The 461-nt window shown below is 73.5% G+C and carries 1 protein-coding gene; it reads right to left on the bottom strand.

Going from position 1 to position 461, the window contains the following annotated elements:
- Positions 1–461: aconitase family protein (locus F6X68_RS33205; RefSeq protein ID WP_255474831.1), on the bottom strand; the 461-nt coding region annotated here is incomplete at both ends.

The following is a 461-nucleotide window of genomic DNA, read 5'->3' as shown; positions in this document are numbered from 1 at the left end:
CGGCGGCCCGCAGGTCCTCCAGTCGCCCGTTGGTGCAGGAGCCCACGAAGACCACGTCGATGGGCAGCTCCCGCAGCGGCGTGCCGGGGCGCAGATCCATGTACTCCAGTGCGCGGCGGGCCGCGGTGCGCTCCGAGTCGGTGGTGAACTCCTCCGGGTCGGGCACCGGCGCGCTCAGCGGCGCACCCTGCCCCGGGTTGGTGCCCCAGGTGACGAACGGCGTGATCCGGCTGGCGTCCAGGGTCACCTCGGCGTCGAAGCGCGCGCCCTCGTCGGTGGGCAGCGTCCGCCACCACGCGAGCGCCGCGTCCCAGTCCGCGCCCCGCGGCGCGTTCGGCCGACCCTTGAGGTACGCGAAGGTGGTCTCGTCCGGCGCGATCATGCCGGCCTTGGCACCCCACTCGATGGACATGTTGGCGATCGTCATCCGCCCCTCCATGGAGAGGGCGCGGATCGCCTCG

This window comes from Micromonospora sp. AMSO12t (genome assembly GCF_008806585.1).
Classification (GTDB): Bacteria; Actinomycetota; Actinomycetes; order Mycobacteriales; family Micromonosporaceae; genus Micromonospora; species Micromonospora reichwaldensis.
The sequence above is the reverse complement of the archived record's forward strand: the minus strand, read 5'-3'. Positions and strand labels throughout refer to the sequence as shown.